28 protein-coding genes are annotated in these 25,884 nt (G+C 46.4%); 22 read left to right on the top strand and 6 right to left on the bottom strand.

What is annotated here, in order from left to right:
* Positions 1-107: 107 nt before the first annotated feature.
* The 6 genes from galT to QNH15_RS24775 all read left to right on the top strand — a co-directional run bounded on the left by galT (position 108) and on the right by QNH15_RS24775 (position 7,462).
* Positions 108-1,088 carry a galactose-1-phosphate uridylyltransferase gene (gene galT / locus QNH15_RS24800; RefSeq protein ID WP_283891393.1) on the top strand — a complete coding sequence of 327 codons (981 nt, stop codon included), beginning with the start codon at positions 108-110 and terminating at the stop codon, positions 1,086-1,088.
* A gap of 2 nt (positions 1,089-1,090) precedes the next feature.
* A complete protein-coding gene (locus tag QNH15_RS24795) occupies positions 1,091-2,269 on the top strand; it encodes a galactokinase (protein WP_283891391.1) in 1,179 nt (392 codons plus the stop codon).
* On the top strand, positions 2,269-3,261 hold the full coding sequence (gene galE, locus QNH15_RS24790) for a UDP-glucose 4-epimerase GalE (protein ID WP_283891390.1): 993 nt from the start codon (positions 2,269-2,271) through the stop codon (positions 3,259-3,261). The genes QNH15_RS24795 and galE overlap by 1 nt, the downstream gene beginning before the upstream one ends.
* Positions 3,262-3,411: 150 nt before the next feature.
* Positions 3,412-5,412, top strand: coding sequence for a beta-galactosidase (locus QNH15_RS24785; protein WP_283895754.1), 2,001 nt, complete (start codon positions 3,412-3,414; stop codon positions 5,410-5,412).
* Positions 5,413-5,580: 168 nt separating this feature from the next.
* Positions 5,581-6,531 (top strand): ABC transporter ATP-binding protein, encoded by a 951-nt coding sequence (locus QNH15_RS24780; protein WP_283891388.1) that lies wholly within the window; start codon positions 5,581-5,583, stop codon positions 6,529-6,531.
* A complete protein-coding gene (locus QNH15_RS24775) occupies positions 6,506-7,462 on the top strand; it encodes an ABC transporter permease (protein ID WP_283891386.1) in 957 nt (318 codons plus the stop codon). The genes QNH15_RS24780 and QNH15_RS24775 overlap by 26 nt, the downstream gene beginning before the upstream one ends.
* Before the next feature lie 55 nt (positions 7,463-7,517).
* Here QNH15_RS24775 and QNH15_RS24770 read toward each other — a convergent pair whose 3' ends face one another.
* Positions 7,518-7,679 carry a hypothetical protein gene (locus tag QNH15_RS24770; RefSeq protein ID WP_283891385.1) on the bottom strand — a complete coding sequence of 54 codons (162 nt, stop codon included), beginning with the start codon at positions 7,677-7,679 and terminating at the stop codon, positions 7,518-7,520.
* Between the two features lie 152 nt (positions 7,680-7,831).
* Between QNH15_RS24770 and QNH15_RS24765 the strand changes: the two genes are divergently transcribed.
* The 3 genes from QNH15_RS24765 (at position 7,832) to QNH15_RS24755 (ending at position 10,292) form a co-directional block, all read left to right on the top strand.
* A complete protein-coding gene (locus QNH15_RS24765) occupies positions 7,832-9,028 on the top strand; it encodes a M20 family metallopeptidase (protein ID WP_283891383.1) in 1,197 nt (398 codons plus the stop codon).
* A 73-nt stretch (positions 9,029-9,101) separates the two neighbouring features.
* Entirely contained in the window at positions 9,102-9,872 is a 771-nt protein-coding gene (locus QNH15_RS24760; RefSeq protein ID WP_283891382.1) for a VOC family protein, read from the top strand.
* 18 nt (positions 9,873-9,890) lie between these two features.
* A complete protein-coding gene (locus QNH15_RS24755) occupies positions 9,891-10,292 on the top strand; it encodes a thiol-disulfide oxidoreductase DCC family protein (RefSeq protein ID WP_283891380.1) in 402 nt (133 codons plus the stop codon).
* Between the two features lie 29 nt (positions 10,293-10,321).
* On the opposite strand, the gene QNH15_RS24750 is transcribed toward QNH15_RS24755, so the two are convergent.
* On the bottom strand, positions 10,322-10,483 hold the full coding sequence (locus QNH15_RS24750) for a Spo0E family sporulation regulatory protein-aspartic acid phosphatase (protein ID WP_170834382.1): 162 nt from the start codon (positions 10,481-10,483) through the stop codon (positions 10,322-10,324).
* 313 nt (positions 10,484-10,796) lie between these two features.
* Between QNH15_RS24750 and QNH15_RS24745 the strand changes: the two genes are divergently transcribed.
* From QNH15_RS24745 to QNH15_RS24720, 6 genes are all read left to right on the top strand, one after another.
* Entirely contained in the window at positions 10,797-11,207 is a 411-nt protein-coding gene (locus QNH15_RS24745; protein WP_283891377.1) for a CHRD domain-containing protein, read from the top strand.
* A 126-nt stretch (positions 11,208-11,333) separates the two neighbouring features.
* A complete protein-coding gene (locus QNH15_RS24740) occupies positions 11,334-11,612 on the top strand; it encodes a YhdT family protein (RefSeq protein WP_082635860.1) in 279 nt (92 codons plus the stop codon).
* On the top strand, positions 11,609-13,063 hold the full coding sequence (gene panF / locus QNH15_RS24735; RefSeq protein ID WP_283891374.1) for a sodium/pantothenate symporter: 1,455 nt from the start codon (positions 11,609-11,611) through the stop codon (positions 13,061-13,063). Before QNH15_RS24740 ends, panF begins: the two co-directional genes overlap by 4 nt.
* A 145-nt stretch (positions 13,064-13,208) precedes the next feature.
* The gene (locus QNH15_RS24730) at positions 13,209-13,718 is read left to right on the top strand and encodes a M23 family metallopeptidase (protein WP_283891372.1); all 510 of its coding nucleotides are present in this window, start codon (positions 13,209-13,211) and stop codon (positions 13,716-13,718) included.
* Between the two features lie 161 nt (positions 13,719-13,879).
* On the top strand, positions 13,880-14,836 hold the full coding sequence (manA, locus tag QNH15_RS24725; RefSeq protein WP_283891370.1) for a mannose-6-phosphate isomerase, class I: 957 nt from the start codon (positions 13,880-13,882) through the stop codon (positions 14,834-14,836).
* Positions 14,837-14,952: 116 nt separating this feature from the next.
* The gene (locus QNH15_RS24720) at positions 14,953-15,828 is read left to right on the top strand and encodes an ROK family protein (RefSeq protein WP_283891368.1); all 876 of its coding nucleotides are present in this window, start codon (positions 14,953-14,955) and stop codon (positions 15,826-15,828) included.
* Between the two features lie 353 nt (positions 15,829-16,181).
* Here QNH15_RS24720 and QNH15_RS24715 read toward each other — a convergent pair whose 3' ends face one another.
* The 3 genes from QNH15_RS24715 to QNH15_RS24705 form a co-directional block, all read right to left on the bottom strand.
* Positions 16,182-16,319: a YvrJ family protein gene (locus QNH15_RS24715; RefSeq protein WP_061973680.1), complete on the bottom strand. Its 138-nt coding sequence runs from the start codon at positions 16,317-16,319 to the stop codon at positions 16,182-16,184.
* A gap of 94 nt (positions 16,320-16,413) precedes the next feature.
* A complete protein-coding gene (locus tag QNH15_RS24710; protein ID WP_283891366.1) occupies positions 16,414-16,632 on the bottom strand; it encodes a DUF2922 domain-containing protein in 219 nt (72 codons plus the stop codon).
* 48 nt (positions 16,633-16,680) lie between these two features.
* Positions 16,681-16,896: a DUF1659 domain-containing protein gene (locus QNH15_RS24705; protein ID WP_061973684.1), complete on the bottom strand. Its 216-nt coding sequence runs from the start codon at positions 16,894-16,896 to the stop codon at positions 16,681-16,683.
* A gap of 258 nt (positions 16,897-17,154) precedes the next feature.
* On the opposite strand from QNH15_RS24705, the gene QNH15_RS24700 reads away from it, so the two are divergent.
* The 3 genes from QNH15_RS24700 (at position 17,155) to QNH15_RS24690 (ending at position 19,761) form a co-directional block, all read left to right on the top strand.
* A complete protein-coding gene (locus tag QNH15_RS24700; RefSeq protein WP_283891364.1) occupies positions 17,155-17,649 on the top strand; it encodes a sigma-70 family RNA polymerase sigma factor in 495 nt (164 codons plus the stop codon).
* Between the two features lie 85 nt (positions 17,650-17,734).
* Complete coding sequence (locus tag QNH15_RS24695; protein WP_283891362.1) at positions 17,735-18,838, top strand: carbohydrate kinase; 1,104 nt, start codon at positions 17,735-17,737, stop codon at positions 18,836-18,838.
* Positions 18,823-19,761, top strand: coding sequence for a pseudouridine-5'-phosphate glycosidase (locus tag QNH15_RS24690; RefSeq protein ID WP_283891361.1), 939 nt, complete (start codon positions 18,823-18,825; stop codon positions 19,759-19,761). The genes QNH15_RS24695 and QNH15_RS24690 overlap by 16 nt, the downstream gene beginning before the upstream one ends.
* Before the next feature lie 170 nt (positions 19,762-19,931).
* Here the strand turns inward: QNH15_RS24690 and QNH15_RS24685 are convergent, their stop codons facing one another.
* Complete coding sequence (locus QNH15_RS24685) at positions 19,932-21,143, bottom strand: MFS transporter (protein WP_283891359.1); 1,212 nt, start codon at positions 21,141-21,143, stop codon at positions 19,932-19,934.
* A 319-nt stretch (positions 21,144-21,462) separates the two neighbouring features.
* On the opposite strand from QNH15_RS24685, the gene QNH15_RS24680 reads away from it, so the two are divergent.
* The 4 genes from QNH15_RS24680 to QNH15_RS24665 all read left to right on the top strand — a co-directional run bounded on the left by QNH15_RS24680 (position 21,463) and on the right by QNH15_RS24665 (position 25,878).
* Entirely contained in the window at positions 21,463-21,807 is a 345-nt protein-coding gene (locus tag QNH15_RS24680) for a winged helix-turn-helix transcriptional regulator (protein WP_061974183.1), read from the top strand.
* A gap of 224 nt (positions 21,808-22,031) precedes the next feature.
* Positions 22,032-22,934: an AEC family transporter gene (locus QNH15_RS24675; protein WP_061973693.1), complete on the top strand. Its 903-nt coding sequence runs from the start codon at positions 22,032-22,034 to the stop codon at positions 22,932-22,934.
* A gap of 101 nt (positions 22,935-23,035) precedes the next feature.
* Positions 23,036-24,736, top strand: a complete 1,701-nt coding sequence (locus QNH15_RS24670; RefSeq protein ID WP_283891354.1) for a sigma-54-dependent Fis family transcriptional regulator — start codon at positions 23,036-23,038, stop codon at positions 24,734-24,736.
* Between the two features lie 161 nt (positions 24,737-24,897).
* Entirely contained in the window at positions 24,898-25,878 is a 981-nt protein-coding gene (locus QNH15_RS24665) for a 2-keto-3-deoxygluconate permease (protein WP_129478926.1), read from the top strand.
* Positions 25,879-25,884: the final 6 nt, after the last annotated feature.

Genomic DNA, 25,884 nt, shown 5'->3' with positions numbered 1-25,884 from the left:
TCACTTGTGGTAATCTGGTATCAACTTAATAATTTAATTTAACAAAGTTCAATAGACGTGTGATATTTTTTACAACACTTAATAAATACACTCTAGGAGGAAATACAATGGCTGAGTTACGTTATAATCCTTTATTAAAAGACTGGACGATGGTAGCGGCAAGCAGGCAGAACCGCCCGCACATGCCGAAGGACTTTTGTCCGTTTTGCCCGGGTTCCGGAAAAGTTCCTGATCACTATGATGTTCATTTATATCATAATGACTTCCCGGTGCTGTCACCGAATCCACCGCAGCCGGATGCAGTTGGTGGAAGCCTGTATCAAACAAGAGAAGCGCATGGGAAATGTGAAGTGGTTCTGTATTCACCCGGCCACTACGATACCATCCCGGATCTTTCACGGGAGCATATGAAGAAGCTGATGGACCTGTGGACGGATACGTTCGTACAGCTTGAGCAAGATCCGAACCACGAATATGTCATGATTTTTGAAAACCGGGGAGAGGAAGTCGGAGTAACCATGCCTCATCCACATGGTCAGGTGTATGCTTATCCATTTGTCCCGTTAAAAGTAAAAACAGAACTCAATGCCTGCAAAGAGTATTTCGAAGAGAACAACCGCAACATGTTTGACGATATGGTAGCAGAGGAAAAAAGGTTTGGTGAGCGGGTGATATTGGAAACCGAGCATTTTATCGCGTTCATTCCGTTTTTTACAGACTATCCCTATGGCGCCTATATTGTCAGCAAAGATGAAAAAACAGCCATCACCGAGTTTTCCGAAGAGGAAAAAATGGAACTTGGCGATATGCTTCAGGAACTCGTTGGCGGCATGGATTTGATTTACGATAAACTATTTCCGTATATGATGGTCATGCATCAGCGGCCTTCAGACAGGAAGGATGACTATAACGATTTTTACCGGTTCCACATTGAATTTTATCCTCCGCTTCGTGCAAGTGATAAAATAAAATACAATTCTTCCTCTGAAACCGGGGGATGGGCAGCGGCCAATCCGACAAAAGTAGAAGACAACGCAGAAATTTTGCGGAACTGCATACAGCGATATCATGAAAAGAGGGGGAAATAAGAATGGAGCAACAGCTCGCAGAACAATTTCTAAACTATTTTCCGGGAAATACCGACGAGGTTCGACTTTTCTTTGCGCCAGGAAGGGTCAATTTGATTGGGGAGCACACGGATTACAATGGCGGCTATGTTTTTCCTGCGGCACTGTCGATCGGCACGTATATGGCCGTACGCAAGAGACAAGATGGGGTTTACCGTTTGAAGAGTGGAAATTTTCCGCAGGAAGTAACCGTGGATGCCAATCAGCCTATCGTTTTTTACGATGCTGATGACTGGGCTAATTATCCAAAGGGCATTCTTTTGCAGCTGCAGAAAAGCGGAATCTCTCTTTCTGGAGCAGATGTGTTATACCATGGCAATATTCCGAATGGTGCAGGTCTTTCTTCTTCCGCATCCATCGGAATGGTCAGTGCGTTTGCTTTTTCAGCGGTTGAAAACAGCGAAATCGATATGCTGGAGCTTGCCAAGCTGTGTCAGCGCATGGAAAATGAATTTATTGGGGTAAACAGCGGAATTATGGACCAGTTTGCTGTCGGCTTCGGCAAAAGGAATGAAGCTGTATTTCTCAATTGCCAAACCTATGAATTTGAGATGATTCCACTTGAAATAGAAGGTTACAAGCTTGTGATTACCAACACCAATAAACGCAGGGGGCTGGCCGATTCCAAGTATAATGAGCGAAGAAGCCAATGCGAGCAGGGGCTCCAAATCATTCAGCAGCATTTGAAAGATATAGAGACCCTTGGTGAGCTAACTCCTTTTCAATTCAAAAAAGTAGAACAGTATATAGAGGATGAAGTGATCAGGAGAAGGGTAAGACACGTGGTAACCGAAGATAACCGTGTGCAGAAGGCGGTCGCTGCGCTTGAAAACAGAGATATCACTGCCTTCGGTTTATATATGAACGAATCTCACATGTCACTAAGAGATGATTATGAAGTGACAGGTACAGAGCTCGACGCTCTTTTTGATCTTCAAAAAGAGCAGCCCGGGTGCATTGGAACAAGAATGACCGGTGCCGGGTTCGGCGGTTGTACCATTTCTATTGTCAAAGAGGAACAGGTGGAAGATTTCAAAGAAAACGTAGCTGGCCGATATACGGAAAGAACAGGTTTAGTGCCTGACTTTTATGTTTGCGAAATTGGAGACGGAGTGGAAGAACTTAACGGGGTGAAACGATAATGGCAATCTTAGTTACAGGCGGTGCAGGTTATATCGGAAGTCATACGGTGCTGCATTTGCTGAATAAAGGGGAAAAAGTAGTTGTATTCGATAACCTGCAAAAAGGCCACCAGGAAGCGGTTATGGAAGGCGTTTCCTTTTATAAAGGAGACCTTCATGACAGCGAGCTGCTTGATGCCGTGTTTGCAGAAAATGAAATTGAAGCAGTCATCCATTTTGCAGCAAATTCACTGGTAGCAGAAAGTGTGGAACATCCAATCTCCTATTATCAAAATAATGTAGCAGGGTCTTTGAATTTAGTAGACCGCATGGTGAAAAACGGCGTGAAAAGGATTGTTTTTTCATCCACGGCAGCGGTATACGGTGAGCCTGAAACGGTTCCTATTTCGGAAAGTGACCGCACGGTTCCAGGAAACCCGTATGGTGAAACCAAACTGGCTATAGAGAAACTTCTTTTTTGGGCGGATCAGTCCTATGGCTTGAAGTCGGTGGCCCTTCGTTATTTTAATGCGGCAGGAGCGGATCCTGAAGGCAGAATTGGCGAAGACCATACACCGGAATCCCACCTTATTCCGATCGTTCTGGAAGCGGCTCTCGGCAAGCGGCCGCATGTTTCGATTTTCGGAGAGGATTACAAAACGGAAGACGGGACATGCATTCGCGATTACATCCATGTGATGGACTTGGCGGAGGCTCATTATCTGGCCCTCGAAAAGCTCAAACGCACAGAGGAGAGCGGCGTGTACAACCTGGGTAATGGCACGGGGTTTTCGGTCAAAGAAGTGATTGAAACATGCAGGGAGGTGACCGGACGGGAGATTCAAGCGGTCTCCTCGCCAAGAAGAGCGGGTGATCCGGCTGTCCTGATTGCATCATCGCAAAAAGCGAAGGATGAACTGGGATGGATTCCTCAATATCCAGATTTGAAGGAAATCGTCAAACATGCATGGAATTGGCATGTGAATCATCCGGACGGTTATTCCGCTCAATAGGCATTTGTGGCTCGTAAAAAGGGTATTCTACAACTGAAAGAAGCTAAGACATTCAGGGGACATGAAAAATCATCATGTCCCCTGTTTTTAAAGCACCCGGCATGTGAGAGAAATCTGAGCATACAGACAAAGGAGCGATTCAGCTTGTATATGGGAGTGGATTATTACCCTGAACAATGGCCAAAATCAAGATGGACTGAAGATATCAGATTGATGAAGGAGCTTGGTGTCAATGTTGTACGGATGGCGGAATACGGTTGGCATTTGATTGAGCCGGAAGAAGGCGTTTATGATTTTAGTCTTTTGAATGAAATCATTGATGAATTGACCGAAAATGGAATTAAAATCGTACTGGGCACTCCAACAGCCGCACCTCCTGCCTGGATGGTGCAGAAGTATCCGGACATCCTGCCGACGGATCGAAACGGCAATCCCATTTCATTTGGGGGGCGCCGGCACTATACTGTTAACAGCACAACCTATCAACGGTTTACAGAAAAAGTAGTGCATAAGCTGGCGGAAAAATATGGTCATCATCCGGATGTAATCGGATGGCAGATTGATAATGAATTTGGCCATGAGAAGTCAGACCGCAGTTATGGAAATGAGGACCGTACATCCTTTTTGTTTTGGCTTCAAAATCGTTATGGCAGCCTTGAGGCTGTAAACGAAGCCTGGGGAACTGCCTTTTGGGGCCAGACTTATACGGAATGGGAGCAGATACCATTGCCGTTGAACGTGTACCAGCAGCATAATCCCGGGTTGCTTCTTGATTTTGACCGTTTTTGTGCAGCGAGCTATACAGCCTACAGCAAGCTGCAGGTTGATCAGTTGCGGGAAATGATTTCCGATCACCAATTTATTACTCATAATTTTGTGTTTAATGAACAGGCTATCGACCAGAGGGATATGGCCGAAAATCTGGATTTTGTTTCCAGTGGAAACTATCCGGTGTGGGGAAGCAGCCCCGAACCCGCCACACCGGCGTCCATAGCCATGCAGCATGACATCTGCCGTTCAACAAAGGATGGAAAGGGCTTTTGGGTTATGGAAGAGATTACGGGGGCACAAGGTTGGAATCATACCGGCTATCTTCCACGGCCGGGACAGATCAGGCTTTGGACATATCAGGCCATTGCACGCGGGGCCGAAGCAATTCTTTATTTCCGGTGGCGTTCTTCCCGGTTTGGTACCGAGCAGTTCAGCCACGGCATCCTTGGTCATGATGGAAAGCCAAAACGGAAATTTGAAGAGGTGAAAGAGACCATTGCCGCACTTAAAACGTTCGGAGATGAATGGGTTGCTTCCGATTATATCCCTGAAGTGGGGATGTATTACGATGTGGAAAATGCTTGGGCCTGGCGCATTCAGCCGCAAAGCGGGGCATTCGATTACAAACAGGAACTTCTTCGTTTTTACTATGGCGCTTATCATCTCAACAGTGCGACATGCATCGTATCACCAAAAAGCACCCTTGATGGCCTGAAAGTCGTGGTTGTTCCTGTATATTTCCTGACAGATCCCGAATTTACGGAAAAACTGAAAAAGTTTGCGGCGGAGGGAGGCACGGTCGTCCTTTCTTACCGTTCGGGCTTGAAAGAACCGAACAATGCGTTGACAGAGCTGACCCTGCCCGGGAAGCTCGCAGAGCTTGCGGGCATTTACGTCGAAGAGTTCGAAGCCCTTCAGCCCGGTCAACAAACAAGGGTACGAGGCACCAAGGGAAATATTAAGGACATACTGTCACCGGCAACGGTATGGTGTGATATCATTCAGTCCATATCAGCAGACGTAATCGGTGTATACCGCGATGCCTATTACGAAGGCGAACCGGCTATAACCAGAAACAGATATGGAAAAGGCGTTGTTTATTACATTGGCACTGCGGTAGAAGAATACTTTTTGATGCGCCTTTATAAAGATATTTTCAAAGAGGCCGGTGTTGGAATGCTTGAACTTCCTGATGATGTGGAAATGGTGGTCCGCACCGGCAAAGGCGGTAAGAAATATTTATGCTTATTGAATCATTCCACCACCGCCAGCCACAGGCTGACACTGCCCAAGGGCAACTGGAAGGATGTTATGACAGCAGAGATCTTTAATGGAGTAGTGCGATTGCCTTCACTGGGTTCCTATGTCCTGATGCAATAGATCGAATTAAATACAAACTTTCCTCCTTTATGACAAGCGCGCATAAAGGAGTTTTTTTGGTTATGGCAAGAACATGAAACTTCTTCGCCTATTGACCCGTATTATATTGTGTAATATGTTAGTATTTGGAAAAGTTGTATAGGCAGTAACAAAGTTAAAGGAGGAAGTATGGAAACTGTACATACCTTGGAGTTAAAAGAAGTGACGAAAAAGATGAAAGGGAAGAATGTGGTGGACCACCTGTCCTTTGGGGTAAGGAAGGGGGAGATCTTTGGACTTCTCGGTCCGAACGGAGCAGGTAAAACAACCACCATCCGCATGATTGTGGGCTTGATCTCCATGAGCGGGGGCGAAATCCTGGTAAACGGTCTTGATATCCGTAAAAACTATGAAAAAGCAATGGAACAGATTGGAGCCATTGTTGAAAATCCTCAGATGTATGATTATTTAACCGGATATAAAAATCTCATGCAATATGCGCGCATAATGCCCGGCGTCACCAGGGAACGGATTGATGAAGTGGTAAAGCTGGTGGAACTGGAACAGGCCATCCATAAAAAGGTGAAAACCTATTCTCTTGGCATGAGACAGCGGCTGGGTGTTGCGCAGGCACTGCTGCATCGTCCCTCCCTCCTCATTCTGGATGAACCGACCAATGGATTGGATCCGCAGGGAATGCACGATCTCAGAAACTATTTGCGGCTGCTTGCCGACCAGGGAACTTCTGTCGTCGTATCCAGTCATATTCTGGCCGAAATGGAATTGATGTGTGACAGAGTGGCTGTTATTCAACATGGGAAACTCGTCCGCATTGATAATGTGACGAATGTAACCGATCAGGCGCAGGCCAGGGTGCACTTCCTGCTGGAAAACGAAATGAACGAAGCCAAATCTCTCCTTGCTGAACACTTTCCGGAAAAAACAGTGGAGGTGTCCGAAAAGGAACTGATTGTAGAAGCAAACACAAATCAGGAAATCGGCGATATCAACAAAAGGCTCGTCGAAGCCGGTTTTTTGGTGTATGGGATCCAGGTGAAAAAGAAAACGTTGGAAGAGCGCTTCCTTGAAATGACTGGAAAAGGAGGGGATCTGAATGAAGTTTCTGTCGCTGGTCAGTAATGAATGGATCAAGATTTTCAGCAGAACCCGGACATGGGTATTTATCGCGCTTCCTATTTTGATCGTTTTGGGCGTAGCCATTTACGGAAAAGTGACGGAAGACGACGCTGTAAAATCCAACTGGAAGCAGGAGGTCACTCAACAAAATAAAGAGTTAAAGAGCCAGATTGCTGAAGCCAAAAAGGACAACAGTCCAAAATTTGTTGCCCAGTCGCTCGAAAACGAGTATAAACAAAATCAATACGCATTGAAAAATGATATCTCTCCTTATGAAACGACAAGCTGGAAGTTCATGAAAGACATGGCGCCTCTTTCCTCCCTGCTGGGCTTGTTCGTAATTGTGATAGCCAGTGACATTGTGGCCGGAGAATTTGCCAAAGGAACCATCAAGATGCTGCTCATCCGTCCATACAGCAGGTGGAAGATTCTCCTTTCCAAGCTGATCGCCACCTTGGCCTTCGCCTTTTTCCTTTGGGTGATTCTCGTCGTTGCCACATGGCTCTTCGGCAGTATTTTGTATGGGTTTAGCGGGATGGATCAGCCGTATTTGTCAATGATTGACGGCAAGGTCCATGAAAAGCTAATCTCAGAATATGTGCTGGCCAACATGGGATTGGAGTTTATCGAGTTTGCGGTAACGGTTTTTCTTGCCTTTATGGTTTCAACCCTTTTCTACAGCAGTTCTGTAGCCATCGGGATTTCTTTGTTTCTTACATTTGCCGGAAATGCGCTCGTCCTGTTTATCAGCAGCAAGTCATGGGCGAAATACACGCTGTTTCCGAACATGGATCTTACCCAGTACCTGGATGAAGGACTTCAAGTGGTAAAGGGAATGTCTTTATCCTTTTCGCTTGGGATGCTTGCGATCTATTCAGCTCTCTTTTTGATTATTACCTTTGCCGTCTTTCAAAAGCGCGACGTCAAAGCCTAAACGTAAAGAGCCAGTACCTTATGCTGTGTGCATGGGTACTGGTCTTTTGTTGTGATCAGCATTCTTCTTCCTTTTCACTCGGGTGAGCAAGATGATGAACGATGCCGCTGATTACCGCCTGATCTGAAAACTCCAGTTCTTCATACACCTCATCAGGTGACACATCCTCACGATTGCTTTCAGATGGTTGCCCGATTCCTTCTTTCTTTTCATCCATGACGCACGCCTCCTTTTATCATATCCTTTTCCCTGAGAGGCACTTTTATTAAAGTCTTTTTGTACAATTAAGGTGTCAGTATATTAAATCTTTTCAAATTATTTCATTTCTTATATAATGACCACCATATACAACAGAGGAAGTGACGAGTCATGAAGGTATTACCCGCAGTGAAAGAGAGCAGAGAACTGAAGGATCAGGTCATTGAATGGCGCCGGCATTTGCATAGAAATCCCGAATTGTCATTCCACGAGGAACAAACCTCGCAATTTATATACGAAACCCTTGAGTCGTTTGGAAACCTGGAGCTCTCCCGCCCCACAAAAAACAGTGTTATGGCAAAGTTGACCGGGAGCGAAAAGGGCCGTGTGCTTGCCATTCGGGCGGATATTGATGCACTGCCCATTACGGAAGAAAACGACGTTGATTTTATCTCCCAAAATTCTGGTGTAATGCATGCTTGTGGCCATGATGGCCATACAGCGATGCTTTTGGGAGCGGCCAAGATCCTTTCGCAAAAAAAGGATCAGATGAAAGGAGAAATCCGGTTTATCTTTCAGCATGCCGAGGAAGTTTTCCCGGGCGGTGCTGAAGAAATGGTTCAGGCGGGTGTCATGGACGGTGTGGATGCAGTCATTGGAACCCATCTTTGGTCACCACTTGAAGTTGGCAAAATAGGAATCGTTTACGGGCCGATGATGGCTGCACCGGATACCTTTTTCCTGACCGTAACAGGAAAGGGCGGACATGCAGCACTTCCGCATCAGACCATTGACAGCATCGCAGTCGCTTCGCAGGTGGTCACCAACCTGCAGCACATTGTATCCCGCAACATTGATCCTCTCGGCCAGCTGGTGATTTCCGTAACCAAGTTTACAGGGGGAACCACCCATAATGTTATCCCGGGATCGGTGGAATTGTGCGGAACCGTTAGAAGCTTTGATCCTGAAATACGGGACCAGGCTCCACTACTTATGGAGCGGGTCATCAAAGGAATTACGGAAGCCCACGGTGCGGCCTATGAGTTTAAGTATGAAAAAGGCTACCGTGCCGTCATCAATGAAGATAATGTTACACGGCTGCTGCAGGAAACCGCTGAAGAACTATACGGCGGAGAAAGCGTGGAACAGATGAAGCCTACGATGGTGGGAGAGGACTTCTCTGCGTTTTTACAGCAAACCAACGGCTGCTTTTTCTTTACAGGTGCCAGAAATGAGGAGAAAGGCATTACCTATCCGCATCATCACGCCCGTTTTACAATCGATGAGGACGCCCTGGAGCGGGGAGTCGCCATGTTTGTCAGGACAGCGGAAAAAATGCTTGGTAAAAAGGAAGAAGTAACTGTATAGAAAACTCAATGGCGGCAATGTAAAAGCATTGCTGCCTTTTTACTAAAGGAATGATGTGGGAAGGAGAAAGAAGATGTATGCATTTGATCACCTGGTGTACTTTACCGGCGAGTCACTGGACAGCCATATGGAAGAATTAAAGAGTCAGAGGCTTCACCCGATATTTGGAGGAAGCCACGAGAGCTGGGGAACCCACAATGCATTGTGTTATTTTGGCCTCAGTTATGTTGAATACTTAGCGATAAAAGAACAAGGGATTGCACAAAAAGCGACAGAAAACCCTTTGATTGGCCAGTTGCTGCGGGATCTTCCGGATCAACCAGGTCCTGGACAGTTTGCCATTCGTACAGACAGGATTCAAGAGGTAAAGAAGCAGTTTGAGCAAAAAGGAGTAAAGACCCGTTTGTTTCCCGGAAGCCGGAAGAGAGAGGACGGATCCACCTTGGAATGGAAACTCCTTTTCTTGCAGCATAATGCGGCAGATGGTACATTAGCTCCTCCTTTTTTCATAGATTGGCTGAAGCCTGACGAGAGCAGGGAAAAGGAACTGAAGGAGAGCGGTATGATTGGGAATCACCCTGCCGGTGAATTGACTATGGAACATCTAAAAATTATGGTAGATAACAGCAGGGCGTCTTCTTCACTGTGGCAAGAGCGGCTGGATCTGCCTGCTGGCGGATCGTATCACGATTCTGATCTCAAAGCCGATTGCTTTGTGTTGAAACTGAAGGACTGCGACCTTCACTTTTGTTCGCCATCCTCTGAAGGTAAGGCGCAGCGCTTTTTGGAAGAGAGGGGAGAGCGGCAGTACAAATTAGTGCTCTCAAACGGGATGACGATATAAGGAAGGTGAGATAGCGTCATGCGCAATGGCCCGGTATTATTGTTTGATGGTGTGTGCAACTTCTGCAACAGCATCGTAAACTTTTTAATTAAGCAGGATAAAAAAGGGACGATTTCCTATGGTTCGCTGCAGTCAGAAGCCGGGCAGCAGATTCTGCAACACTTCCGTCTTCCTGCGGATTCATTTGAAAGCGTGGTTTATATAAAAGACGGCAAAACCTACCAAAAGTCAGATGCGGCGATAGCGATTGCAAGAGACCTTGGAGGCGTGTGGAAATTAGCGGTTCTGGCCAAATTCATTCCGCGCCGGGTCCGTGATGCGCTCTATGAATGGATTGCCAGAAACCGCTATAAATGGTTCGGAAAAAAAGACCAATGCATGATTCCTTCACCGGAAGTGCGCCGGCGGTTCATCGATTAAAAAAGCTGTCCCCAAACAAGGGGACAGCTTTAAGCACAATTGTGAAGTTCATTTAGTTTTTGGTCTAGTAACTGGCTTAACTGTACAAGTAGCGGGTCTGCGAGGTTGGTTACAGTGGTGCTCATAACGTACATTGTTAAGCGGATGGCATCGATCTCAAGTTTTAACGTAACCATGTTCTGCTGAGTCATATCCATTCCCCCTATACAGAAAAATGTTTTATAACTGCACACCTCAAGTATGTATCACTATATATTCCCATTTTATACTAGATATAGAATGCTGTCTATTTAATTTTCACAATATATAGTATATTTTTAAGCCTTTTTCATAGTTTTTTCGTAAAAATTCACGGTTTGTTCATTTTTGTAAAAAAATGTATGGTCGTTTTTCAAAAATTCCTTGGGAAATACACTATTTTTCTAAAAGCTAGATAAATAAACAAGCCTCTTTTCCATTCCGGAATATACTGTCAATAGCTATCGGAAAGGAGTGGTTGGATTGTTGTTAAAGCATTTTTTATGCAGGTTAAAAGGCGATAATGAAGTTTCGCCTGTTCAGACTCGGGCATCCGGCACCACCGAATTTGTCCTAAGCTCCAACGGCAACAAGCTGCATTACCGCATTCAAGTCAACAATGTAAGAAAGTTGACCCAAGTGCGTATTCATATTGGACCGGCTGGAAAAAATGGTCCAGCGGCAGCGTATTTATTTGGTAACATCAACCCTGGGATCAGCATCAACACCGGGATTGTAACAGGCAATATCACAAGCAAAGATTTAATTGGGCCACTTCAAGGCATGCCTTTATCCAAACTTATTGAAGAAATAAGCGCGGGAAACGCTTATGTAAATGTGTATTCCGAATTCTGCACGGGCGGGGAGCTGCGCGGCCAGATTGATCCAATTAAATAAAAATATCAACGGCGTAGCTTCACTCAGCTAGGCTGTTTTATTTTTCCACTTTTAGATTTTGTACATGATCTTATGTATAATAGACAAATGATGAGTTATAGTGACGGTGTGAAAGGAGCTGTTTCGATGGATCCTCGTTTCAAAGTATCCAACCGTGAAGCACTCATGGGAATAGGCCTTGCAGTTCTGAATTTTATCTGGTGGTACGCGTTTGCCTATGGACTCGGAGGAAAACCAGTTAAAGAATATCAGTACATATGGGGATTGCCTGCGTGGTTTTTCTACAGCTGTGTAGCCGGTTTCGTGGTCTTTTCCATTCTTGTTTACGTTATGGTGAAGGTTTTCTTTAAAGAATTGCCCTTTGAAGAAGATACCTATCAAGAGACAAAGGGGGAGGAAAAATGAACTGGGAAGTACTCCTCCCCTTGATCGGCTTTTTAATACTTATGTTTTTGGCAGGATTATTTACAGCGCGCCAAGTGACAGAAGGACCTGGGTTTCTTAAAGATTACTTTTTGGGTGGCCGGCATCTTGGCGGGTTTGTTCTGGCGTTGACAATGGTTGCTACATACGGAAGTGCCAGCAGCTTTATCGGAGGACCAGGGATCGCCTATAACCTCGGCCTTGGCTGGGTGCTTCTTTCGATGGCCCAGCTAGTTACGGGATACTTTACCCTGGCGGTCCTCGGGAAGAAATTTGCCATCGTGGCCCGAAAAATTGATGCGGTGACCCTTATCGATTTTTTGAAAGCCCGCTATGAAAATAAATGGGTGGTGATCTTTTCCGCTGCAAGCATCAGCATTTTCTTGTTTTCCTCCACCGCTGCGCAGTGGGTAGGCGGAGGCCGGCTGATTGAATCCTTTACCGGTGTTTCCTATCCAACGGCCTTAATTATTTTTTCGTTCTCGGTTCTGGTGTATGTGGTAGCCGGGGGATTCAGGGCCGTTGTGATTACCGATACGTTAATGGGCATCGTGATGTTCATCGGCACATTGATCATTCTTGCCGGAACCATTGTTGCCGGCGGGGGTGTTCATCATATTATTTCGACGCTCTCGGCAGAGAACCCGAATTTAATTACGCCATTTGGCGCAGACAAATCGTTAACGCCGCTGTATGTGTCTTCCTTTTGGCTTCTTGTGGGGGTAGGTGTTGTCGGGCTGCCGCAAATTACGGTAAGGGCGATGTCCTACCGTAATTCCAAAGCGATGCATCAGGCGATGATCATTGGCACGTTTGTCGTCGGATTCATCATGCTTGGCATGCATTTGACGGGTGTCTTTGCGCGGGTGGTGATTCCTGGTATTAAGGTCGGAGACACAGTCATGCCCCTTCTTGCATTGAAAGTACTGCCGGGATGGCTCGCCGGAATCGTGCTGGCGGCACCACTGGCGGCGGTCATGTCCACGGTGAATTCGATTCTGTTGATTGTCAGTTCCTCCATCGTGAAGGATGTTTACATCAACTACATTAAACCGGATGCGAGCGAGCAATCCGTAAAGAGACTCAGTTTTTCGGTGACCACCATTATCGGTGTCCTGGTTTTCCTTGTGGCTCTTCATCCGCCTGATCTTCTGATTTGGCTGAATCTGTTTTCCTTTGGAGGGCTGGAAGCTGCGTTTATCTGGCCGGTGGTTCTCGGACTCTATTGGAAAAAAGGAAATGCCGCAGGTGCAGCAGGATCGATTGTGGGAGGCGTAGTGTCCTATATCCTTCTGGACCAGCTCGCCCCGAACCTGTGGGGAATGCATACGGTCGTTTTGCCGGTGGCGATATCACTGGCCGCCTATATCGTGCTAAGCCTGCTGTTTCAGAAAAATACGGAAAACGAGCTTTCAAGGCAAAATATCATCTAGTTTTGTACGGCAGTGCCTCTTATAGGGGCACTGTTTTTTTCTTGAACCGCAAGTAATCGATTTTTACACCTTTTCCCATATGTATTTTTACTACTTTCCAGCAAGCTAATAAATATACCATGTTAGCTTCCGGGAGGTTTTATCTTTGAATCGATACAAAATGCTTTTAATCGGTGGTATGTGCTTGATCAGCCTGGTGGTGATGCTGGATCTTCCGTTTGAAAAGGCGGCGGCATCCCCAGTTTTCCAGATTCCTTTTCCTCCGGGACAAGTGTGGATCGGCCAGACACGGATGAACCACAATCCTCAAAATGCAGTGGATTTAAACCGCCTTTATGACGAGGGGGACGAGGTAACCGCATCGGCGCCAGGGAAGGTCGTAAAAATCAGGAACCTGGGAAATCGAAGTTACGGGCGGTATATCGTAATTTCACACGGCGGCAGATGGGAGACGCTCTATGCTCATTTGAGCAGTGTTCAAGTTAAGCTCGGGCAACAGGTGAAGCGCGGCGAAAAGATAGGAGCCGTGGGAAGCAGCGGGGCAAGCACAGGGGCGCATCTTCATTATGAACAGCGGTACAATGGCAAAGCCCAGCAGATCAGATGGAGGGGGCACAGCATCTTTTACTGGGGGAGCAAGACCTATCAAAGCTAAAAGCACAAGCATATCCTCTCTATTTCTTTTCATCGAAGCAAAATTTTTGAAGTTTTGCCACAAAAGATTCCGTTGTTCACGGTTTCACTATCTTACGGGAATAAGGTAAAATAGAAGCTGTATCTTTTGTTATTGGATGAAAATGATAAGGGGATGTTGGTATGTACGCGGAACCAATTTTTTTGCAGCCTGTTTTTAAAGACCGGATTTGGGGAGGAACGAAGCTCAGGGAAGTTTTCGGTTATGAGATTCCATCGGATACAACCGGGGAGTGCTGGGGAATTTCAGCCCACCCAAACGGTCCAAGCACGATACTCAATGGTCCGCTTCAAGGTATGACGCTTGATCAGGCGTGGCAAAAGCACAGAGGGCTTTTCGCCGGACAGGAAGGGAACGATTTTCCTTTGCTTGTAAAAATCCTGGATGCCAAGACCAATCTGTCTGTTCAGGTGCACCCTGATGATGACTATGCGCAACAAGAAGAGGACGAACCATTTGGAAAAACAGAATGCTGGTATGTTATAGATTGCGAGGAAGATGCTGAACTCGTGTACGGCCACCATGCCAAATCGAAAAGTGAATTTCAGCGAATGGTCGACGATGGAGAATGGGATAAGCTTCTCCGCAAAGTGAAAATTCAGCCTGGGGATTTTGTTTATGTTCCAAACGGCACCATTCATGCCATTGGTGCTGGTACGATGATCCTTGAAACGCAGCAGAGCTCGGACGTCACGTATCGTGTATACGATTATGATCGCAAGGACGATCAGGGGAATACGAGGGAACTTCATATCAAGCAGTCGATTGAGGTAGCGATGATTCCCCACCAGGATGCGGATTTTCAGCCGGTTGAAGATAAACAGGACGGTTTGGAGATCAAGAAGCTGATCAAAGAATCCTATTTTACGGTCTACCACTGGAACCTGGATGGAAAAGCAGAGAACCTGGATAACCCGATGTATCTTCTTGTCAGTGTGCTTGACGGTGAAGGCGAAATTGAAACGCAAAGCGGATCTTCGTCATTCAAAAAGGGGGACCATTTTATTGTTCCTTCAACGGTAAAGAAATTTTCTTTAAAAGGAAATGCTTCCTTCATCACTTCGCACAGCACCAAATAAAAGCCGCAGTCTCTTTTAGGAGGCTGCCTTTTTTTTACCGCGAAAAAGTACGACTGGCGGTCGGTGAATATGGTACATTAAACAAGAAAAGAACTGAATGCGAGGAGGAAGTCGGAATGAAGCTCGGGGCAATTGAAGCGGGAGGAACCAAGTTTATTTGCGGCATTGGAGATGAGGACGGCAAGGTGCTGGAGCGGGTCAGCATCCCGACCACCACACCCGATGAAACCATCGGACAGGTTCTGGAGTTTTTTCGCAGCAAAGAAATCAGCGCGATGGGAATCGGTTCGTTTGGACCAGTGGATTTGAATAAAAACAGCGATACGTACGGATATATCACCAGCACGCCAAAGCCGCATTGGGCTCAATACAACTTGGTCGGAGAGATTCAAAAGCACATTCGCGTACCGGTTGCTTTTGACACAGATGTAAACGCTGCCGCTCTGGGAGAAATGGAATGGGGAGCGGCCAAAGGACTGGACAGCTGTATTTATATGACGGTCGGAACAGGAATCGGCGTCGGAGCCATCACCGAAGGCAAATTACTGCACGGCTTAACGCATCCTGAAATGGGCCATATCCTGGTCAGGCGTCATCCGGAAGACAGCTTTGCAGGGAACTGCCCGTACCATAAGGATTGCCTTGAAGGCATGGCGGCTGGCCCTGCGCTTGAAAAGCGCTGGGGACAGAAAGGAATTGAACTTGCCGACAGACCGGAAGTATGGGAATTGCAGGCGTATTATCTGGCCCAGGCACTTGTAAACTATATTCTCATCCTGTCGCCGAAAAAGATGGTGATCGGCGGTGGCGTGATGAAACAAGAGCATCTTTTCCCAAGGGTACGTCAGCAGGTGATCAGCCAGCTGAACGGTTATGTGCAGCACAGCCAGCTGACAGAGGAAAATATCAGGAATTATATTGTTCCTCCGGGTCTTGGCGACAATGCCGGCCTTTGCGGTGCATTGGCACTCGCCAAAACGCTCAAACATTAAGTTTTACACAGGTCCGTCTTTTCTCAGGCGGGCTTTTTTGCGATTTTTTCTGAAAGGACTTTACGATGAACGTCCTTACTGATTAACGATAAAAGTATCAAAATAAAAGGGGGCTGTCCTGAAAGTCAAAAATCGACCTTCAGGCATCCCCTTTTTGCGTAAAAAATCTTCAATGAAAAGTTGATTGAGTGGAAGGTGCGAGACTCCTGCGGGACTAGCGTGACAGGTGAGACTCCCGCAGGCGCTTGCGCCAAGAGGCTCACCGCACGCCCCGCGGAAAGCGAGCGTCCTGGAACGAATATCAACGGCTTCCAGATTTCTTGGACAGCCCGTTTTTTGTTTTTGCTGTTTTTCTATCGTTGGATCCGTTCGGCCAGCGACAGGATCGAGTGGTTCAATGTATCAAGTTTGCCTTCAATACGGTGCAGCAAATACAGCGTCACTACGACCGGAAAGCCAACATCGCTTACGAAAGAGAGCCATGTTTCCATTTTCGCTTCCTCCTTTGCACGAGATCACCTGCTTTTTAAAAAACAGGGCTGCTGACACAAGAGGTCAACAGCCCTTATTTGGTGTTATTTTCGATTATGGAAGTACAATGTCACTGGTTGAGCGGTCCGTGAGGCGCGCGCCTTTCTTTTTTACAAAATCGCCGCCTGTGGAAACAAAGATGTTTTGGGCGATAACAGCGTCCATCGCCGCTTTAACCGCTGCCGGATCCACCGGTTCTGCCGGGGAGTCAAGCGAGATAGTGACCGTTTTGTCCTGCTCATTGATAAATTGAAGTTCCAACGTTTTTGCCATGGATAAAAACCTCCTTTCTTTTTACGCATTTTTAAGAGTGTGAATGTCTTAAGCATAGATGCTGTGAGAATCATTGCGTTCCACCGAGAGCAACGGCAGCTGCTGAAGAGGAGCAAGGGCATTGGCTACCGCATAAAGCTGATCCGGGGTTGCGCTTGTTTTTACGTTGGAGAAATTTTTATTCTTGTAAATTTGCTTGTCGCCGTCCATTCCTCCATCAAAAACCAATCGAAGCTGTGTGCTTAGGATTGCTGTTGTGGCCATTTCGTTCACCTCCTTTCACCTATAAGTAGACCGTTTGGTGAAAAAGGAGGCATCTTCACAAAAAAAGATTTCTTTTTTGTTTTTCCTCATTCAGCAAGCCTTCATAAGTCATGTTTCATAGTGTGAAAATCGGTTTTCCGGAGGATTTAACCCCTTTATTTACCGATTTTCGTAATATGACAGGCGCTGTATCAGAAAGTAGTTTTAAGGTACCGGCGGAATAAAAGAAGGCACGTGTCTGATAAAGGATTATGGAAGATGCATATTACGTTTGAAGAATTGGCTCAACAGTTTGAGCCATTGATCAAATCGCAGATCCGTACACTTGGTGTGGTCAACCGTTTTGATGAGTACTATCAGGCAGGACTGATTGGCCTGTGGGAAGCAAGCCTGAGGTTTGACGAAAGCAAGGGGGAATTCGGGCCATTCGCCTACAAAACAGTACGGGGGAAAATGCTGGAACTATTGAAAAAAGAAACGAAATTCAAGTCGGTACATGTGGGTTTTTCTTTGGAACTGACGGAAACCATCCCTTATGAAGGCGGTGTTCTTCCCCTTGAACAGGAGGTATTGGAGCTGTATTTGTCCCACCTTACCGCAAGACAGAGAACATGGGTGGTGAAGAAGTTATTTTATCAAATGAAAGAGACCGAGATCGCGGATGAGGAGGGGGTAAGTATCAGTGCCGTTAAATCCTGGCGAAAACAGGCACTCGCAAAACTTCGCGGACTGCAAGTGAATAATATTTTTTAATTTTCAGAAATCAGTAGACGACCTTTTATCTGACGTTTAAACTAAAATTAATTTAGTGAAAAATGGTTGGGAAAGGATGTAGTTTATGGATAAGGAATCTCAAATCCTTGGTATGATCCAACGGAACCCCTTCATCAGCCAACGAGAAATCGCAGATGAATTAGATTTGGCCCGCCCCGCGGTGTCCGGCTATATTGCCAGCCTGATAAAAAGCGGCAAGATCAAAGGGCGTGCCTACATTTTGCCGGAGGCAAAAGGAGTTACTTGTATTGGCGGGGCCCATATGGATAGAAAAGCCACCTGCAGAGAAACGATCCAATATGAAACGTCCAACCCGGTGACCATGACGGAGACCTGCGGCGGTGTCGTTCGAAACATTAGTGAAAATCTCGGCCGGCTCGGGGCAATCGTCAGCCTGATCAGTATGGTGGGCAATGATAAAGAAGGAGAATGGGTCATTAAGAATACTGGCAAGTACGGCGTCGATACGAGCCAGATTCACAAAGATAAGAAACAGACAACAGGTACATACACTGCAATTTTGGACAAAAACGGAAATATGGCGGTTGCCGTTGCCGACATGAACATCTATGAACAGATGACCGTGCCGTTCATTATGCAAAAATGGCCGCACATCGCCCAGTCCAGCCTGGTGGTACTGGACACGAACCTTCCTGAACAGACATTGTTTTATCTTACAGAACGCTGCAAGCTGGAAAACATACCGGTGATTGTTGACCCGGTTTCCACAATCAAATCGAAGAAACTGATGAAATCCTTAAGCGGCATTCACAGTATACTGCCGAATAAAGAGGAAGCTGAAGTCATCGCCGGCATGGAGATTCATGGGCTGGATCACTGCAAAGAAGCTGCCCGGAAAATTCATGGACTCGGCGTAAAAAACGTCATCATCACACTCGGAAGCCAGGGGGTGTTTGCCTCATCCGGACAGGAAGCGGTTCACCTGGCTGCTTTTCCGGTAAGAACGGTCGATGTCACCGGAGCCGGAGATGCCTTTGCAGCGGGCTATTTGTTTGGCTTATCAAAGAAAAAGGAGTTTGTTCAGTCCTGTCAATATGGGCTCGCACTGGCCTCCTTAACCTTGCAGACCGGATTATCCGTTTACCCGCATCTTACCGCTGAGAGGATGACGAAACTGGTGGAGGAAAACGAATGCATTTCTATTTAACTTATACAGAAGAAGTGAAACAGGCCTTTGCTGCCGGAAACCCTGTTGTAGCTCTGGAGACCACCATTATTTCTCACGGCATGCCTTATCCGCAAAATGTGCAAATGGCCCGGGATGTGGAGCAGATTATTAGAGATAATGGAGCGGTGCCGGCAGCCATCGGTATCATGAACGGAAAAATAAAGATTGGCTTAAATGACGAGGAACTGCAGGAATTTGCAGAGAGCAGACAGGTGGAAAAAGTAAGCCGCAGGGATTTTCCTTACATCCTTTCCTCTGGAAAGACAGGGGCCACAACCGTCGCTGCCACGATGATCGCTGCTGATTTGGCCGGCATTTCTGTATTTGCAACAGGCGGTATTGGCGGCGTACACCGGGGAGCGGAGAATTCGATGGATATCTCGGCGGACCTGAAAGAACTTGCTCACACCAGCGTTGCCGTGGTCTGTGCAGGGGTAAAGTCCATACTGGATATCGGTAGAACACTGGAATACCTTGAAACAGAGGGCGTACCGGTTGTGGGCTACCAAACGGATGAATTTCCCTCCTTTTACTCAAGAGAAAGCGGATTTGGGGTGGATTTCAGGATCGATACTCCTGAAGAAATTGCACGCATGCTTCAAACCAAGTGGAAGCTTAACCTGCAAGGCGGTACTGTGATTGCCAATCCGGTGCCTTTAGCATATGCGATGAATCATGAAGACATGGAGGATGTAATCCTTAAAGCCCTTCGTCAGGCGGATGAACAGCATATTACCGGCAAAGACATCACGCCGTTCCTGCTGAACAGCATCAAGCAGTTGACCGAAGGAAAAAGCCTGGAAACCAATATCGCACTCATCAAGCATAATGCCGAAGTGGCAGCGAAGATTGCCGTCGCCTTTGTGAAACAGCAGCCGAGGGCCCAAGTGGGGTTTGTTTAATGAAAAACGGGATGCTTCCAGCGCATCCCGTTTTTTATTGGCTGAAATATAGGTTTGATTGATGCTTTCGGGCAAGTTTGTCGAATTTCCGGGCAACATTCCACGATTTTTGGGCAAGTCCCAAAACGAAAAGAAAGGGATGCGTCGCCTCATCCCTTTTTTAAATCCTCTTATTTAACTGTTTTTCGTTCCAATGCCCGGCTCCAGGCTGTAAGAAGAACAGCGCCGGCGACCATCAGTCCGCCGACCCATGGGGTGTGAATTAACCCGATGGAGTCAACGACAATTCCGCCAACATAGGCGCCGATCGCAATCCCTACGTTAAATGCGGCAATATTGATCGCAGAAGCAACATCAACCGCCGATGGGACGTATTTTTCAGCCAGCTGGACCACGTATACCTGCAGTCCAGGTACGTTCATAAAGGCAAAGAGCCCCATAATCACAATCGTAATGGTTCCAACTGCTTTCATGGGAGCAGTGAAGTAAAGGATAAAGAGGACGATCGCCTGAACTACGAACATCCAGAACAACGCCTTGATCGGATTTGTATTGGCTGCTTTTCCCCCAATGGTATTGCCGATCGCAATGGCAGCTCCGTACACAAGCAAAATGATGCTGACGGTCTTTGGCTGGTAACCGGTGATGTTCTCTAAGATAGGTGCCAGGAAGGTAAAGGCGACAAAGGTTCCACCATATCCAAGAGCAGTAATGGCAAAGGCAAGAAGCAGTCTGCCGTTTGTCACGAGTTTTACCTGGTCACGGAAGGAAGATTTTGCTCCCATTTTTAAATTGTTTGGTATGAGAAACAAGCTGGCGAAAAAGGCAATTACACCTAATAAGGCTACTGCGGCAAATGTCGCTCTCCAGCCGAAGGTTTGGCCGACAAAGGTTCCAAGCGGCACTCCGGTGACAGTTGCCACGGTAAGGCCCGTAAACATAATGGCAATCGCACTGGCTCTTTTGTTTTCCGGAACGAGATCAGCAGCGATCGTAGACCCGATGGAAAAGAAGACACCATGCGAAAATGCCGTGATTACGCGTGCGATAAGCAGCAAAGCAAAGCTGTGGCTAAGCGATGCGACCGTATTTCCGACGATAAAGACAATCATTAAAAGCAATAATAGCGTTTTTCGGTTCAGCCGGCTGGTGAGCGCGGTAAGGACGGGTGCGCCAAAAGCAACACCCAGCGCGTAGCCTGAAATAAGAAGACCGGCAAGGGTAATGGAAACCGATAAGTCATCAGCCAAAGAGGAGAGGAGCCCGACCGGTACAAACTCTGTCGTGCCGATGCCGAAAGCACTGATCGCCAGTGCCAGCAGGGCAAATGTTCCTTTCTTCTCTGCTGTTTGTGTTTGTTGTGGAAATATATGTGAAGACATAAGAATTCTCCTTTCAAAGTTGTAAACCATAATAAATCAGCTCAATCTGCACATGGGCCCGGAAATCTGTGCCGCTGACTAGGGTTATTATGGGGCAGAACGGACGCATTGAGAAGTACGTACTTTAAAGTGCTGCAGACACTCCCGGGTTCTATAGGAACCGATAAGTGCAATAGGTACTTTAAAGTGCCTGTCCCCGGGTTATTGAAACACCGTGAATCTTATGGTATGATGTGAAAGGTTTTATACGGTTGTTTAAAATATATAGGGTCTTTATTGATATATAGGTACAAAAAAGTAACTGTAAGGAGGAAACAAGGTGAAGAAGTATAACATTCCTGTAGAAGCAGCATTGGAAGTGATCGGCGGAAAGTGGAAAGTCGTGATTTTATGCCATCTCATCAAAGGAACGAAACGAACAAGTGAGCTTAAACGTTCCATGCCCACGATTACTCAGAAAATGCTGACCCAGCAGCTTCGCGAGCTGGAGGCGGACGGTGTGATTGAACGTAAGATTTATCAGCAGATTCCTCCAAAAGTGGAATACTCACTTACTGAATACGGCTGGTCGCTCAAGGGAATTCTTGATTCTCTCTGTGCATGGGGAGAAAAACACATTGAACGAAATTATGATGATAAATCCCTTGTTTTAGTCGAGGGATAATACAGACGGCAGACTTTTAAGGCTTAAAAAGCCAGAAAGTCTGCCGTTTTTTTATGCTTTTGGCGGGATGGGAAAGGGTCATATGACCTGAAAAAAAACAGCATGGAAAAACTGTAGCGAATGATCGGCATCTCGCTTAAATCCATACTTTGGGAAATTAATGGTCCAGTCGCTCTGATTGAGGTGTTATAATAAATTCAAACACATGATAAGGGATGAAGACGATGGAATTACTGGGGATATTGCTGCCGGTTTTTTTTATTTTCGGCATTGGGTTTGTCGGGCAAAAAACGCTTGGGTTGGATCCTAAATCGCTGTCCAAAGTGTCGGTGTATTTACTTTCGCCCTTTTTGGTGTTTCGTACATTCTATGAAACACATTTTACCCACACCCATGTGTACATGTTTATCTTTACCTTTGCTTTATGTTTTGTCTTAATCGGTGCGGCCTATCTGGTCAGCTTTATCCGCGGATACAATCAGTGCCAGGCATGTGGAATGATTCTTGCATCCGCTTTTATGAACAATGGAAACTACGGTACACCGGTTGCCCTGTTTGCCTTTGGTGCCGCAGGATTGGACTATGCCATTGTTCTTATGGTCGCCCAGCAGCTTGTCATGTGTACAGTAGGGGTTTACTTTGCTGCTAAAGGAAGCCCTGACAGCGACGGGTTCCGCTCTGCGCTGCGAGCCGTTGTCCGTTTGCCCATTGTGTATGGAGCCTTCGCTGGTTTAATACTTCAGATGTTGCCTTTTTCATTGAGTAAGACTATGTCAGAAGCCATCGATCTTGTTGCGAATGCAACGATTCCTATGATCATGATTGTTCTCGGCATGACACTGGCCAACATCTCCATCAAAAAGCTTCAGATGGAAAAAATCTCGCTTTCCATTGCCATCAAGCTCGGATTGTCGCCTTTTATTGCGTTTTTGATCACGCTAGCTCTTCCCATAGACAATCTCTTGAAATCCATCATGATTTTGATGGCCGCCATGCCAACAGCTGCAAACACGACCATCTATGCGCTTCAATATGGTACCGAACCGGAATTTGTTTCGAGTGCCACCCTCGTAAGCACCCTTTTAAGTCTCGTTACCTTGCCGTTTTTTCTTTATTTCATGATTTAGCCTGCAGGGTCTCTGCCCAGACGACCAGTGATCCGGTTATAACCTTCACCGGATTTACGCTATACTAAGAATATGATCTTACAAACAGCGGGTGTCGCCTAATGAAAATCAAAACACTGTTCGTGGCTCCATATGCCACCATGAAAAATTTAATAGAAAACAGCGCCAGTGAGCAGGATGAGCTGGATGTACATATTGAAATCGGAAATTTGCAAGAAGGTGTGGAAATCGCCAGGAAGGCGGAAAAGCAAGGCTATGAGGTGATCATTAGCCGTGGAGGTACGGCTAAACTGATTCAGGACGAAGTGGGGATTCCTGTGATCGATGTTCACGTTTCCGGATACGATATGCTTCGCGTACTAACACTGGCCAATGATTTTAACGGAAAAAAAGCAATCGTCGGCTTCTCCAACATTACACTCGGCGCCAGGGCCATCACGGACGTGCTGGATATTTCGATCGAAGTGTTCACCATCGAAACGGAAAAGGAGACGATTCCTCTTGTACAGCGGCTGAAGCGGGAAGGGTATGAGCTGATCATGGGGGATGTGGTCACTGTCGATGCCGCTGCACACAATGGAATAACGGGAATATTGATCCAGTCGGGCAAGGAAGCCATTATGGATGCTTTCGGGCGGGCCGGCACCATGCATCAGGTACTGCAGAAAAAAATACAGGAAACAGAGCTGCAGCGGGCGATCCTCAAGCTCGCAGCGCCAGATTGGATGGTTCTATCAAAAGAAGGCGCCATTTTATATGAAAACTGGGATACCTTTTCTGCTCGGCCACTGAGCGATCAACTGCTTGAAAGCTTGCAGGCGCCGGAATATTCCCCGGGTAAAACGTATCATCATATTCTTCAGCAGAAGGATGAACGGCTGCATCTGGCCGTTCATTCCATCTCAATTGGAGAGGAAGAATTTCTTCTGTTTTTGGTGAAGCGGACAATGTCCTCAAGTGACCAAAACCAGTTGGAGGTTCAAACCGTTGCTCACCGGCCTTTCCTGATTCATCAAAGTCAGGCGATGATGGAGTGTGTGGAGCAAGCCTCGTCTTATACCTCTTCACAACCACTTCTGCTGCTTGGAGAAAGAGGGACAGGCAAGAGGCTGCTGGCCCATTATGTTCACTATCTGCAATTTGGATCTCATGGATTGTTCGCATCCATTTCGGCAAGTGATGTACTGACTTTGCAGGAATTATCATTCGATCAGGCGATTGCAACCGTTTATATCCATTCGATTCACAGGCTGGATGAAAAACAGGCGGAAGCATTTGTTCAAAAGGTGATGGAAATCAGCAAATCCGGGGTTTTGGTTATTGCTCCCTTGACCTCGAACGAAGAAAGATGGAGCAGTCTGCTGTATCATGACAGTCTTAACAGAATAAGAGTGCCGGCCCTTAGGGAACGAAGAGAGGATATACCCGAACTTGTCTCCTATTTTATGGCCCGTTTCCACCAGAGAATGGGTACGACAGCCATCCGGATCAGAGAAGATGCTCTTTCTCAGCTGGTGCAATACGACTGGCCAGGAAATGTGTCACAGCTTAAGGCCCTGATTAAGGATGCCGTCGTCAAAGAAAAAGGATACAGTCTGGAAAAAAAGGCTGTTCTCGAACTATTGAAGCAGAATGAAGCAAGTGAAGAAAAGGATGTCTCTCATCTGCTGCAGGGAACCATGAATGAAATCGAAGAGAAAATCATTCATCTCGTTTTAAAGGAAGAAGAATACAATCAAACACGGGCGGCCAAGCGTCTGGGAATTACCCGTGCCACCTTATGGAGGAAGCTGAAAAAATAATTCAGCTTCCTTTTTTTATGTTTAAAAATTAAACTATTTTTATTAAATTTAAACATTGCTCTTGCGTTTTTTTATAAAAGAGGTTTATTATCATAAGTGAAAACGTTTTCCACAATAATTAATGTTTAATATTTAAACAATAGAAAAGGCGGGGTTACAACATGAAGATTAAACAAACGATTGAACGCATTCCCGGCGGCATGATGTTGATTCCATTGCTGATTGGTGCATTGATAAAAACATTTTTCCCGGAACTGTTTGATTTGCCGGAATTCAAAAGCTCCTTTACGGGCGGGTTGTTAACTGGAACTTCGGCGTTACTGGCGGCGTTTTATGTGTGCCTCGGTTCAACCATTCGGTTTGAGGCGACTGGTTATATATTGAAAAAGGGAGTATCCTTATGGGTTGGTAAAATTGGAACCGCTCTTATTGTGGCGTTGCTGATCAAAGCCCTCGCTCCTGATCAGAATCATTTATTTCTCGGACTTTCCGCGCTTGCGATTGTAGCCGCTTTCTCGGATACAAACGGCGGATTGTACATGGCATTAATGGGCCAGCTCGGCAAGAAAAATGAAGACGTCGCAGCCTATTCCATTATGTCATTGGAGTCAGGACCATTCTTTACGATGTTGATTCTTGGGGTGGCAGGTCTCGCCAGCTTCCCGTTATTGGCATTTGTCTTTGCGATCCTTCCGTTGATTCTCGGTATGATCCTTGGAAATCTGGACGAAGACATGCGTACTTTCTTAAGCAAGGCTTCAGATGTAATTATTCCACTGTTTGCCCTTGCACTGGGTGCGGGTATTGATTTAACCAAGGTTGTCCAGGCCGGAGCCTCCGGAATCATCCTTGGGTTGGGTGTTGTTCTTATCACAGGCATTGTTCTTTTCACAGCAGACCGTATAACTGGAGGCGATGGTGTAGCAGGGGTGGCAGCTGCATCTACAGCCGGCAACGCTTCTGCAGTGCCATTGGCAGTGGCGGCCGTATTTACAGGCTATAAAGAAGTTGCGGCTGTTGCGACACTGCAGGTGACTGCAGCGGTTGTTGTAACCGCTATTCTTACGCCAATCCTGACCGCATGGCTCGCTAAACGCACACAAAAGAAAAACACCCGGGGAGAAGTCAACGTCTCACATTAACGATCA

Origin of the sequence: Fictibacillus enclensis, assembly GCF_030123385.1 — a bacterium.
Lineage (GTDB): Bacteria > Bacillota > Bacilli > Bacillales > Fictibacillaceae > Fictibacillus_C > Fictibacillus_C enclensis.
The sequence above is the reverse complement of the archived record's forward strand: the minus strand, read 5'-3'. Positions and strand labels throughout refer to the sequence as shown.

Coding starts and splice junctions, on each gene's coding strand:
- galT (WP_283891393.1), top strand. CDS start 108: ATGGCTGAGTTACGTTATAATCCTTTATTAAAAGACTGGACGATGGTA.
- QNH15_RS24795 (WP_283891391.1), top strand. CDS start 1,091: ATGGAGCAACAGCTCGCAGAACAATTTCTAAACTATTTTCCGGGAAAT.
- galE (WP_283891390.1), top strand. CDS start 2,269: ATGGCAATCTTAGTTACAGGCGGTGCAGGTTATATCGGAAGTCATACG.
- QNH15_RS24785 (WP_283895754.1), top strand. CDS start 3,412: ATGGGAGTGGATTATTACCCTGAACAATGGCCAAAATCAAGATGGACT.
- QNH15_RS24780 (WP_283891388.1), top strand. CDS start 5,581: ATGGAAACTGTACATACCTTGGAGTTAAAAGAAGTGACGAAAAAGATG.
- QNH15_RS24775 (WP_283891386.1), top strand. CDS start 6,506: ATGAAGTTTCTGTCGCTGGTCAGTAATGAATGGATCAAGATTTTCAGC.
- QNH15_RS24770 (WP_283891385.1), bottom strand. CDS start 7,679: ATGGATGAAAAGAAAGAAGGAATCGGGCAACCATCTGAAAGCAATCGT.
- QNH15_RS24765 (WP_283891383.1), top strand. CDS start 7,832: ATGAAGGTATTACCCGCAGTGAAAGAGAGCAGAGAACTGAAGGATCAG.
- QNH15_RS24760 (WP_283891382.1), top strand. CDS start 9,102: ATGTATGCATTTGATCACCTGGTGTACTTTACCGGCGAGTCACTGGAC.
- QNH15_RS24755 (WP_283891380.1), top strand. CDS start 9,891: ATGCGCAATGGCCCGGTATTATTGTTTGATGGTGTGTGCAACTTCTGC.
- QNH15_RS24750 (WP_170834382.1), bottom strand. CDS start 10,483: ATGACTCAGCAGAACATGGTTACGTTAAAACTTGAGATCGATGCCATC.
- QNH15_RS24740 (WP_082635860.1), top strand. CDS start 11,334: ATGGATCCTCGTTTCAAAGTATCCAACCGTGAAGCACTCATGGGAATA.
- panF (WP_283891374.1), top strand. CDS start 11,609: ATGAACTGGGAAGTACTCCTCCCCTTGATCGGCTTTTTAATACTTATG.
- manA (WP_283891370.1), top strand. CDS start 13,880: ATGTACGCGGAACCAATTTTTTTGCAGCCTGTTTTTAAAGACCGGATT.
- QNH15_RS24720 (WP_283891368.1), top strand. CDS start 14,953: ATGAAGCTCGGGGCAATTGAAGCGGGAGGAACCAAGTTTATTTGCGGC.
- QNH15_RS24715 (WP_061973680.1), bottom strand. CDS start 16,319: ATGGAAACATGGCTCTCTTTCGTAAGCGATGTTGGCTTTCCGGTCGTA.
- QNH15_RS24710 (WP_283891366.1), bottom strand. CDS start 16,632: ATGGCAAAAACGTTGGAACTTCAATTTATCAATGAGCAGGACAAAACG.
- QNH15_RS24705 (WP_061973684.1), bottom strand. CDS start 16,896: ATGGCCACAACAGCAATCCTAAGCACACAGCTTCGATTGGTTTTTGAT.
- QNH15_RS24700 (WP_283891364.1), top strand. CDS start 17,155: ATGCATATTACGTTTGAAGAATTGGCTCAACAGTTTGAGCCATTGATC.
- QNH15_RS24695 (WP_283891362.1), top strand. CDS start 17,735: ATGGATAAGGAATCTCAAATCCTTGGTATGATCCAACGGAACCCCTTC.
- QNH15_RS24690 (WP_283891361.1), top strand. CDS start 18,823: ATGCATTTCTATTTAACTTATACAGAAGAAGTGAAACAGGCCTTTGCT.
- QNH15_RS24685 (WP_283891359.1), bottom strand. CDS start 21,143: ATGTCTTCACATATATTTCCACAACAAACACAAACAGCAGAGAAGAAA.
- QNH15_RS24675 (WP_061973693.1), top strand. CDS start 22,032: ATGGAATTACTGGGGATATTGCTGCCGGTTTTTTTTATTTTCGGCATT.
- QNH15_RS24670 (WP_283891354.1), top strand. CDS start 23,036: ATGAAAATCAAAACACTGTTCGTGGCTCCATATGCCACCATGAAAAAT.
- QNH15_RS24665 (WP_129478926.1), top strand. CDS start 24,898: ATGAAGATTAAACAAACGATTGAACGCATTCCCGGCGGCATGATGTTG.